This window comes from Paenibacillus sp. 01L418 (assembly GCF_056400045.1).
Map to the genome: position 1 here is coordinate 1 of NZ_JBFTSN010000188.1, position 11,634 is coordinate 11,634.

General features: G+C 40.8%; 11 protein-coding genes. All 11 read right to left on the reverse strand.

The window, feature by feature from the left end:
* Positions 1 to 575, reverse strand: a 575-nt coding sequence (locus AC1DSE_RS20365) for an exo-beta-N-acetylmuramidase NamZ domain-containing protein (RefSeq protein ID WP_477528098.1), incomplete at its 3' end; no start/stop codon positions are given.
* Between the two features lie 25 nt (positions 576 to 600).
* Positions 601 to 1,305 (reverse strand): PIG-L deacetylase family protein, encoded by a 705-nt coding sequence (locus AC1DSE_RS20370; RefSeq protein WP_477510286.1) that lies wholly within the window; start codon positions 1,303 to 1,305, stop codon positions 601 to 603.
* Between the two features lie 2 nt (positions 1,306 to 1,307).
* Positions 1,308 to 2,279 (reverse strand): GNAT family N-acetyltransferase, encoded by a 972-nt coding sequence (locus AC1DSE_RS20375; protein WP_477510287.1) that lies wholly within the window; start codon positions 2,277 to 2,279, stop codon positions 1,308 to 1,310.
* Entirely contained in the window at positions 2,280 to 3,500 is a 1,221-nt protein-coding gene (locus AC1DSE_RS20380; protein WP_441877300.1) for an anhydro-N-acetylmuramic acid kinase, read from the reverse strand.
* The gene (locus tag AC1DSE_RS20385) at positions 3,500 to 4,360 is read right to left on the reverse strand and encodes a carbohydrate ABC transporter permease (RefSeq protein ID WP_441910654.1); all 861 of its coding nucleotides are present in this window, start codon (positions 4,358 to 4,360) and stop codon (positions 3,500 to 3,502) included. The genes AC1DSE_RS20380 and AC1DSE_RS20385 overlap by 1 nt, the downstream gene beginning before the upstream one ends.
* 17 nt (positions 4,361 to 4,377) lie before the next feature.
* On the reverse strand, positions 4,378 to 5,280 hold the full coding sequence (locus AC1DSE_RS20390; protein ID WP_441877306.1) for a carbohydrate ABC transporter permease: 903 nt from the start codon (positions 5,278 to 5,280) through the stop codon (positions 4,378 to 4,380).
* A gap of 105 nt (positions 5,281 to 5,385) precedes the next feature.
* Complete coding sequence (locus AC1DSE_RS20395) at positions 5,386 to 6,840, reverse strand: ABC transporter substrate-binding protein (RefSeq protein ID WP_477510290.1); 1,455 nt, start codon at positions 6,838 to 6,840, stop codon at positions 5,386 to 5,388.
* Between the two features lie 59 nt (positions 6,841 to 6,899).
* Positions 6,900 to 7,805 (reverse strand): N-acetylmuramic acid 6-phosphate etherase, encoded by a 906-nt coding sequence (murQ, locus tag AC1DSE_RS20400; RefSeq protein WP_441877312.1) that lies wholly within the window; start codon positions 7,803 to 7,805, stop codon positions 6,900 to 6,902.
* 571 nt (positions 7,806 to 8,376) lie between these two features.
* Positions 8,377 to 9,240: a MurR/RpiR family transcriptional regulator gene (locus tag AC1DSE_RS20405; RefSeq protein ID WP_441877315.1), complete on the reverse strand. Its 864-nt coding sequence runs from the start codon at positions 9,238 to 9,240 to the stop codon at positions 8,377 to 8,379.
* 108 nt (positions 9,241 to 9,348) lie between these two features.
* Entirely contained in the window at positions 9,349 to 10,710 is a 1,362-nt protein-coding gene (locus tag AC1DSE_RS20410) for a (Fe-S)-binding protein (protein WP_477510291.1), read from the reverse strand.
* A partial coding sequence (locus AC1DSE_RS20415) for an FAD-linked oxidase C-terminal domain-containing protein (RefSeq protein ID WP_477528099.1) occupies positions 10,703 to 11,634 on the reverse strand: 932 nt, incomplete at its 5' end. The genes AC1DSE_RS20410 and AC1DSE_RS20415, both read right to left, overlap by 8 nt.

Consider the following 11,634-nt stretch of genomic DNA (forward strand, 5'->3'; position numbering starts at 1 on the left):
ACATGAAGCGAAGCATTCCAATTCATTTGATCATTTGCCATCATTGCCACTTCACCTGCTGTTAGGCCATATCGAACAGCGAGCTCGTAATTTCCAACAAATGATTTGAAGCTAGGCTTTAAAATATTCCCTTCCACGTTTACCCCATTAAGCGGATTAACACGATCAAGAACAACAAATTCTACGCCTGCCTTAGCACAATCTTCAAGTGCATACAGCATCGTATATATATATGTGTAATACCGTACACCAACATCTTGAATATCGTACACAACGATATCTACTTCATCCAGCATTTCCTTTATTAAACGCTTGGAGTCTTTACGGTATAAACTATAGACCGGAACATTCGTCAAAGGATCCATATACGTCTCTACTAATGCCCCTGCATCCAAATCTCCGCGAACACCATGCTCAGGTGAAAACATCGCAGTAAGATTAAAATTTTCATGCAAAATGGAAATCGTTGATTCAAATTTTTTTGTAAGCCCTGTCGGTGCTGTAATTAATCCTACGCGCTTGCCTTCAAACCATTGACGATAATTCATAATCGAATCGATCCCATTCAACACCATATAAAGTTGCCTCCTTACTGAACTGTTACCAAAGACTAGATTGTCTAACCTTCATCGTTTCAGCAGGCACCATAAAGGCTTCTGCATATGTTTTTCTAGCTTCACAGCCGCGAACAACTGCTAATGCTTTATAGTAATCCATATATTTGAAAGATTTGCTATTCGTCACAAACCAATGTTTGCTTAAAGCATCAATCCATAGATCATATGCCGCCTGATCGAAATCCACGTATAGGTAAGGGACATAATCGACAGCATCTTCCCAGTTTTCGGAATAATATAGTCTTGCTGCAAAGTGAGCAGGAAGATCTCGTTCAAAGGATGATAGGCTTGCGAAGAAACGAGCATCATTTACGATATGATGCGTTAGCGCATGATCCTTATGCATACTGTTTTTCCAATGTGTAATAATAATATTTGGCTTTACACGGCGAATAACATCACAAACCTCCATACGAACTTGTTGATTGTCAGGCAGCTCTCCGTCACAATAATCAAATACAATAGCTTCACCGCCAAGCATACCAGCAAATACTTCCGCCTCTTTCACTTTTTGCTGACGGTACTCCTTCATATCCCCTCCTGCTGGCACACCTCTTTCACCTGCAGTTAATGCTAGTGTCACAATGCGGTCTCCCTTTACACTATGACTAGCTAGTACACCACCGGATGCTAGTTCCACATCGCCAACATGTGCTCCAATGGCCAATACTGTTAATTTTTCACTCATCTTTATAGTTCCCTCCGCAGTATAGAAAATTGTTTTTCAATACTAAATCCTGCTTTTTGATAGATTCGAAGAGCCGGATTATTGCTTCCAGTGAATAATGAAATATATTGACAGCCCACATGTTGAAAAGCCTCTACCATTCGGAAAAATAATACACTGCCGAGACCATGACCCTCATGCTCTGGCTGAACACCGATACCGCAAAAAAATGCTCGACCATTCGATTCTGAAATAATAGGACCTGCAAAGCCAACAACTTCGTTGCCATGCACAGCTGCTATAAGAGGTGCGCCATCCTTCACATACGATACAACATCTTTTTCCCACTGCGGATTTTGCAAGGCAGCAAGCGTTGCTTCAAGACCATTATGCAAAGCAGGGGCATAAGGAGTAACATAATAGCCTTTACTATTTGCTTTAACTTCTTTGCTTGTCATATCTTCAGGAACACTAAAGTTTCCGAGTCTTAAGTACATGCCGCATTGCGTCGCCCGATCCACGTACCCTCTAGCGATTAAAGCGTCGTATAATGGCTGGTCCTTACTGATGCCTGGGGCATTGTTGTGCTCATGCTGCCGCGCACTTGGAATATTCCATATCAGCTTAATAGGGTTGAAAAACAATACTTCCGCCTGTCTTTTTCCAAGCACTTGGAATCTTTTTTCTATACCTAAAAGAAAAGCATCGTAATACTCTAGAGCAGCGTCTTCGGCATCAATAATAACACTCGTAATATAGCCGGCTACATCTCCAAGCGGGAGGTCGTCACCGCTGCAACCGGCTGCAAAACCAACAATACCTTTTTCATTACAGCCTACCCATATACACTCCGCATCGAAATAAGGATGATCAATGAAACTATCTTGAAACTCCCGCTCTGTAAATGGTTTGTAATCATATTTTGTAGCCTCTCGATTCCAAAGCTCTACAACTTCAGAAAGATCTTCAAATGAAAAGGGTCTGATTTGCATCATTCAAACCTCCTGTGAACGTCCAAGATAAGGCCAAGAAATTTTGCCCATGACTACTGGCTGAGAAGCTCCAGTTACTAGTGGAATATTGTTTGGTAAGCGCTTCATCGTATAATACGCTAGTACAGCAAATGCAATGGCCTCCTTAGCATCACTATTGCCACCGACATCCTCCTGCGTCAGCACCTGCACCTTATAGGATGCAAATAATTGCTGCAAATCACGCAATAACGTTTGGTTATAGCTGCCACCGCCACCAATTAGCAATTGCTGGGCTTGATGCTGTGGCGCAATATACCGTTCATAGCTATCTATGATGCTCCATGCTGTTAAGTGTGTAGCTGTTGCAACAACATCTTCAGCTTTCCAGTTCTTAGCCTCCATCCATTCAATAATTTGTGCAACGTATGGTTGACCAAATCGTTCTCTGCCTGTCGATTTCGGTAAAGGCATCCTATAATAATCATCTTGCTGCATCCATTTCAAAAGCTCATCAATCACTTGACCGCTCGCAGCAATTCTACCGCCAACATCCATCGTCATTGGCGCAAATAATTGCGATACAAGCCCATCGATAATCATATTTCCAGGACCAGTATCAAAAGCAAATACCTGTTCCGGCGAGGCATTTGCAGGAAGAACAGTCACATTCCCTATTCCTCCAATGTTTTGCAGAAGAAGTGTTTTCTCTGGATTGTTAAACAATAAATATTCAGTAAATGGTACTAACGGCGCTCCTTGTCCACCCATTGCCATGTCAGCGACTCGAAAGTCTGATACGCAAGGAATTGCTGTGCGATTCGCAATTACTGCACCATCACCAATTTGAACCGTACAATGCAGGTTATAGCCGTCCATAACATTTTCTTCCGGAGCATGATAGATCGTTTGACCATGTGAACCTATTGCAAATATTTGTGATGGTTCAAGCCCGCATTTCCCTATAACGGACAATGTGGCTTGGGCGTATAATTCACCAAGCCACATATTCATTGCGCCAACTTTATCAATCGTAGCGTTATACCGGTCAAAAAGCTCAAATATTGCGTTTCTAACTTGCTTCGGAAAAGCAGTGTTCTCAAAAGCCAGCAGCTCAATCTCTACTCCTTGCTCTTTATCCGGCATTGGAGAAAGCTTAATTACCGCTGCATCAATACCATCTACTGATGTACCAGACATCAAGCCAACTAAGTATGTTGCTTCAACTTTTGATTGTTTGTCCATTAGCCCTTCACCGCTCCAACTGTTACTCCTTCAAGGAAGTATTTTTGTAAACTGAAGAACAAAATAAACATTGGAACTGCTGAAATTGTTGCACCTGCCATCATTGGTGCAAAGTAAGTTGTATTCGCAAAGCGGAAGTTTTTCAAGCCGACCTGAATCGTTTGCATATCCATCGTATTCGTTACTAGGAATGGCCAGAAGAAGTCATTCCATGCTGCCATGAACGTTAGGATAGCCAGTACTGCCATAACTGTTTTTGATAGAGGCATAATGATATGCCAGAAGATTTTAGGTTGAGAACAACCTTCGATTTTAGCAGCTTCAATAATTTCAACTGGAATGGAAGACATGAACTGCTTAACCAAGAAAATGTTATACACCGTTACGATACTTGGCATAATCAAAGCTGTATACGTATTTTGTAATTCAAAAATATTTACAATCAATATATATAGTGGAACCTGTGTGACTTGGCCAGGAATCATCATCGATCCTAGCAAAATAGCGAACAAAATGTTTCTTCCTTTAAATCTCATTTTTGCAAAAGAATACCCTGCAAGTGTAGCAAAAAATACGTTAGATACCGTGATACAAGCTGCCACAATAAAAGAGTTCATTAGCCAATCCCATGAATGCGGGCTGAAGTTAAAGAAGAATTTATAGGATTCAAATGAAATCTTCGACGGGATGATCGAATAGCTCATTGCACCAGCTTCTACCGGATCACCGAACGAGGAAATGATCATAAAGTAAATCGGGAAAATGGTAGCTGCGGCAAATAGGATAAGGAACGTAATAATTAGACCATTACGGACGAACAGATACCCTTTGCTTCTTATGTTATTGTTGAACAAACCCATAGTATCCTGCCTCTTTCCTAGTATTCTATTTCTTTGCCCAAAAACTTAAATTGAAGGTATGAAATAATTGCGATAATCGCTGCTAGAAGTAATGATTGTGCTGCTGCCTCACCAAACTCAAAATATGTGAACGCATTGTTAAAAATCAACAAACCTACCATTGTTGTTGCATGGTCTGGTCCACCGCCTGTCATAAGATAAGCGTTTTGGAATACTTGGAAGGAACCAATGACACCTGTAACAAGTAGGAATAGCGTGGTTGGCTTAAGGAAAGGAACGACGATAAACCAAAGCTTTTGCAAGAAAGTCGCGCCATCAATATCAGCTGCTTCATAATAGCTGTTATCAATACCGAGCAATGCAGCTAAATAGATAATAATCGCTGTACCATGACTTGATAGCCATGACATTAATACAAGTGAAAACATGGCAGTTGCACTGGAACCAAGCCAGTTTTGATTAGTAATCCCAAAAAACGACACAACCTGATTGGCAATACCTGATTTTAACGGATCGAAGATCCACAGCCATACAACAGCAAGCGCTACACCTGATGCTACAGCTGGCAAGTAATATACTGCTTTAAAGATTGTTTGTGTTCTTTTCTTGAAAGGTATAATCAAAATTGCAATTAAGAAGGATAGAAAAATATTAAATGGAACCGTTAATAACGTATATACTAATGTGTTTTTCAATGCTTTCCAGAAAAGTTCATCTGAAAATGAGTTAACGAAGTTTTCCAGGCCGACATATGTGGACCCTAATGGACGATATTCTTGTAAGCTGATCATAAAAGCATTGATTACTGGATATGCGGTAAATAAAGAAAACGCAATAAGTGCTACTGCGATAAACGCGTATCCCCAACCTAAGTCACTTTCGAGTTTCAATTTTTTTCTTTTAGTCAACGTTTGATTCATTGGGTCGCACCTCTCTTCTTTAAAAAGTAAAAGCTCTAGTCTAATTTAGAAGGAAAGCTGTWCGTTGTAGCTACGTACAGCTTTCACATGCTAGGTTATGACAGACTAGTCAACTACAATACCATCTTCACCGAAGGCTTTAATTGCTGCTGCTTTAACTGCATCATACATTTTTTGTGGACTGATCTCATTTGCAAGTAATGCTTGCAGTTTAGGAACGATGACTTCCGTTTCAATTTTAAGTGCTTCTGCGGCTAGATCAGTTGGGATATCTGTACGCGCCGGAACCGCTTTGGACATCATGATTTGGTCTGCTTTAACGTTCTCTTCATTGCGAGGATATTGTTCAAGCACTGCAGCATTGCGTGCAGATTTTGTAATTGGTGATAAGAACAGCTCATTACTGTAGTTAGCTGCAATGGTTCCCGAAGATAGGAAATTAATGGCTAAACCAATATTTTTAACATGCTCTTCAGAAGGTTCCTTTTTGCCGCGAAGCGCAATGTAACCATCAACAACAGCTGTAGGAATGTAATCAGCGCCGTTAAATGTAGGTGTAGGAAGCGCAATGTATTCAGCTTCGATTGAATCCGCTACTGCAGAACCATCATTCGCTTTAATTTTTTCATTGTTTAGACGAGCAGAGTTTTCAAAGCTAGCTAGGCCTTTACCAGTGATCATGGTTTGACCAGTTAAGAACATGTTCCAGCGCTTGCCTGCATCGATAGAACTTAGTTCTTTAGGCATTGAGCCATCATCGATCATTTGACGGATAGCTTCAAGCAGACCTAAGAAGTTTTTGCTTGTGTAAGAGAACTTAAGGTTTTGATCAAAGTAGTCTGGCAAACCGGCAGATTTAGCCATAATACTAAGATAGTCCTTAGATGTAACACCAGATGTTGCGAAAACAAAACCATACTGAGTTGTTTCACCTTTAGCGTTTTTAACAACGCCTTTACTAATTGCATCGCGGAATTGGTCATATGTCCAACCGTTTTGTTGAACGTTTTTCCAATCGATACCCGCTTTCTCTAAGAACTGTTTGTTGCCACCGATAGAATGAATGGCCAAGTAAGCTGGCAAACCATATTGAGAATCGCCCAATTGGAAGTATTTCATTGCAACTTCATCATAATCTGCTTTAACTTCATCTGAAAGTGCAGCATTAAGGTCAATTAGAACGTTTAGCGCTGCATATTTAGATATTCCTGTAGAACCAACCCAAGCGATATCTGGAGGAGACCCCGCATTTACTTGAGTATCAAGTTTTTGTGTCATATCTTCCCAGCTCGCTGGTTCGATTTTCAAAGTTAGGTGTGGATACAATTCATTAAACTCTTTTTCCATAGCAGTAAAACGCGCTTGGTAGTTAGCCGATACTGGAGGTAATAATGCAGTAATCGTATCTTTTTTTAGCTCAGAACCACTGTTGCTGCTGCCTTTGTTTCCGGAATTTGTAGCGTCTGGAGCGTTTTTCCCGTTTCCTGCACAAGCGGTTAATAGTGATAACATCATGATTACTGACAAAAATAGAGTTAATACAAATGATCTTTTTTTCATCGATAACAGCCTCCTCAATTTTTAAAAGCATCAATCCCGTTACTCCATTTCTTTTCCACCTAAGCCAATGATGAGATCGCTTGTTTCAACCGTCCTCCATTTGCGTTAAGTGCTTGTTCTGCTTCCTTTGCATCCAACCCCGTTTTAATCATCATTATTGCCAGCTTACAATTCATAGATGCTCTTTCAAGTGTTTCTGCGGCGGTTGATGTGTCTACACCAGTCGTATTCATAATAATACGAACTGAGCGATCTACCAGCTTAAAATTACTTGCCTTTAGATCAACCATTAAGTTGTTATACGTTTTCCCTAACTTGACCATTGTGCATGTTGTCAGCATATTAAGCACCAGCTTTTGAGCAGTTCCCGCCTTTAATCGAGTCGAGCCGCTAATGACCTCCGGCCCTACAACAGGTGAAATACAAACATCTACAATGGGTTCAAACTTTGAGCCTTTGTTGTTACAAACACCGATAGTGGCTGCTCCAAGCTCCTTTGCTTTCGTTAAAGCTGCAATAACATAGTTTGCACTGCCGCTTGCCGAAATCCCAATTAGCACATCATTGTTTGTTACACCGATGCTTTCGATTATTGCGGTCCCTTCATCAACATCGTCTTCACAGCCTTCAACCGCACTACGCAAAGCAATATCGCCACCAGCGATATAGCCCTGTACCAAGGAAGGATCTGTACCAAAGGTAGGAGGACATTCTGAAGCATCCAAAACACCTAATCTTCCTGATGTGCCAGCTCCTATATAAAACATTCTTCCACCATTAGACAACCTATGATGTAGAACATCTACCGCCTTTGCAATCTGCGGAATTTCCTCAGCTATAGCTACTGAGACCAGAGCATCTTGTTGATTCATTAACTGGACCATTTGCTCCGTCGTACATTCATCAATCATTAATGTGTCTGGATTCACAGCCTCTGTTGTTAAACCCGCAAGGTAGTCATTCATAGTCATCCTCCGTCTTGTTAACAATATTTCACATATAAATTACTAGATAAGTGAGGTTAATTAACATGAATTATTTTTTTATATTAATACACTGCCTTCAATCCGTCAATAGATTTTGAAATAATATTTCATAAAGAAATAATATTCTGTTTTTTTATTTCAATCTCTATACACACTGTTATATCACATTTACAAACCGCTTACAAGGTACTTTTTTAATTTTCATTAAACGCTTACAGTACTACCGTTACAGTATTCCTAAAAAAAGAAATCGCTGTCATATGCGCTTATTTCCAATTCAAATGAAGCATGAAATTACACAGTCTCTAATCAACCAGTAGACGTTTTGCCTACAATTTTTATTCATTTTCAACATTAAAATAGCGTGCAAAGCTCTTAATTGTCGAATTAAACTAATCATTATATGGTTGGATTAAACGCATTTGTTACGTAGCTAATCTAACATCAATTGAGTGAGTATTATGTTAGGTATAAAAATAAATGCATGAAATACACAAAGAAAGCATTGATCAATGATCAATGCTTTCTTCCCCATTCATTAAAGAAGAACCTAATATCTCAGTTTTTTCTTCACTATATTATGTGTTTTTGTCAAGTAGGTTTTTACTTCCTCATATTCTGCACTTGCGACACCAGCAAATAAGATGTCGATAATCGTAAGCATAGCAATACGCGAGCCCATAGCACCACTGCGAATTGTAATTTCAGGTGTAGATATACTAAGAACAATATCCGCTCGCACGGCAAGCTCACTTTTATTGTACTTCGTAATCGCAATACATTTCGCTTTGTTCTTTTGAGCAATGATCAGTGCATCAATAATATCACTAGTTGCGCCAGAGTTGGAAATGAAAATGGCAACATCATCTTTCTCAAGTAACGTTGCTGCTGTGAGCTGACTATGACCATCCGTATAGGCATGGCACATCTTATTAATTCGTGAGAACTTCTGTTCCCCGTCCATACAAACGATTCCTGAGGCACCTATTCCAAAGAAAACAATTCTCTTGCTATGGCATAATAATTCTACAGCTCTTGCAATTTCTTTTCGGTCGATGACACTAAGCGTATCCTCAATGGACTTGCAATTATTCAAAGAAATATTTGAAATAATTGTCGAGAGATCATCGCCCGGCTGAATATCTGTATATTGAGCCTTTGGATCCTCATCACGAGAGCCCAAAGAAGCGGAGATACTCACAATAAAATTGCGGTATCCGCTGTAACCCATCGTCTTACAGAAACGAAGGACAGAGGCATCACTTGTTTTACTAGATTGAGCTAATTCCTTAATCGATAAATGAGGGATTTCTTCTTTATTTTCTAAAATGTAATCTCCAACCAATCGTTCAACTGGAGTAAAGCTTTCTCTCATTTCACGAATCTTAATTAATATGTTGTCATTTAAACTCATAATCTACCTACTCAAGATTTAATTAACACCTTAAATAATATCATAAACAATTTAGACAACCTAATACAATAGCAAAATACATTTTGGCAAACTTAAAATTAATATTTGTTACTCTGATACAATCATCCGATCATGCAAAAAATCAACGATGTGCATCGCTTTCATCGTCTGATCAGGCTTATGCTTTTCTATTCCAAGCTTCATTTGAAGCAGACAGCCTGGATTACTCGTTAGCATATAGCTTGCTTGTGTGTTGTTCGCATGCTCCATTTTGTGCTCAAGGATGGAACCCGCCATCTCAGGCTGTACGACATTGTATATGCCAGCAGAGCCGCAGCAGCGATCAGACTCGCCCATTTCAACATATTCAGCGTTAACTACTTCCCTCATTAATTTACGTGGAGCGCTCGAGCCTTTCATCACATTGCGCAGATGACAGGAATCCTGATACGTCACTTTGACTTTCCGGGCATCTTGAGAACTTTCTTTTTGTACAAATTTCGGTACACGTCCCTTTTCTACAATCAATGTACTGACATCGATCACTCTTGAAGCAAACCATTTTGCTGTCTCGCTGTACTTTTTATTTTCCTGCATAAGATGGTCATATTCAACGAGCAGCGCACCACAACCGCCTGCATTGGATACAATGTAGGCGACATCGAGCTGTTTGAATATATCGATATTCACTGCTGCCAGTTCGCGAGCGTCATTCATTTCCCCACTATGAGCATGCAGCGCACCACAGCAGACCTGACTTTCAGGAATATATACGTCAAAGCCCGCAGCAGACAGCAGCTCAACTGTATTCACATTCGTATCTGCGAACATAACATCCATGATACAACCGCGGAACATCGCAACTTTGGCGATTCGTTCACCCTTCGCAGGATAAAAAGTGCCCAGACGCTCAACTACACCCTTTGAACTGGCGGATGGCAAGATAGATTCCATCTCAGATAATTGCTTAGGCAACAGCTTCATTACACCGGTTGATTGCACTACTTTTTGCAAGCCAGATTTTTGATAGACCGCAAGCGAGCCTCCAAGCAGCTTCAAGCTGCTACGTTTCGGAAATAAATGTTTGAAAACCGTCTTGCGAATAACTTTAACCGGCAATGAATGCGTTGCGTGCTCCTCGATCGCTTCTTTCGTCTGTTCAATTAATTGACCATACTTTACATCTGCCGGACAAGCTGGTTCACAAGCACGACAGCCTAAGCATAAGTTCATTTGATCTTGGAACTGCTGGTCTGGAACCATTAGTCCATCTACAGCTGCCTTCATCATCGCAATGCGTCCACGTGGAGAGGCAGGCTCCATACCTGTTTCATGGAATGTCGGACAAGCAGGCAAGCAGAAGCCGCATCGCATACAATTTGTTAATTGATCGTAGTCAAGCTTCTCTAATAAAGTACGAGCAAGAGGATTAGCATGCTCGATAACCGGTTTCCCTGTAGTACTAGCCATGCTGCACCACCACCCGTTTCTTCGCTTCCTTAGCAAACATCTTACTAGGATTCAAAATATTCAATGGATCGAAAGCGCCTTTGATTCCTTTCATTACTTCAATTCCCGCTTCCCCAACCTTCCATTCCAAATAAGGGGCTTTCACAACTCCGACCCCATGCTCACCAGTAATCGTGCCACCGAGTTCGATTGCAGCTTCAAAAATTTCGGCAAATGCCTCCTCAACACGATGCACTTCTTCGTGGTCACGTGCGTCAGTGGTTGCGGTTGGATGCAGGTTTCCATCACCTGCATGCCCAAAGGTCGCTATATTCACATTATATTTTTGGGCGATTGCATTTGTACGCAATATCATTTCCGCAATTTTAGAACGAGGTACAGTAGCATCCTCAAGTATCGTCGTCGGGCGCAGGCGAGCAAGTGCGGTAAATGCGCTGCGTCTAGCTGTCAGAAGCTTTTCTGCTTCTTCACGATCCGCTGCTACCTCAATTCGATCCGCCTGCTCTTCCTTGCAAATAAGCTGTATTTTTTCAATATCACGTTCAACCACTTCTTGTTCACCATCCTGCTCAATAATGAGGATCGCGGCCATATCTAGTGGCAAACCGATTTTCGCGAAATCATCAACAACCCGAATGGTTGGATTATCCAGTATTTCCAAGGTAGCTGGAATAATTTGGTTTTTAATAATTTTAGATACCGTATGTGCTGCACCATAAATATCCTTATACATCGCAACCATCGTTTTCTTTGTTTTTGGCTGTGGCACAAGCTTAAGAATCGCCTCTGTAATAACGGCAAGAGTTCCTTCAGAGCCTACTAATAGTTTCGTCAAATCGTACCCAGCGACATCTTTAGTCAATTTCCCGCCAGTACGGATGATTGAGCCATTTGCCAGCACAGCAGTTAAGCCAAGTACATAAT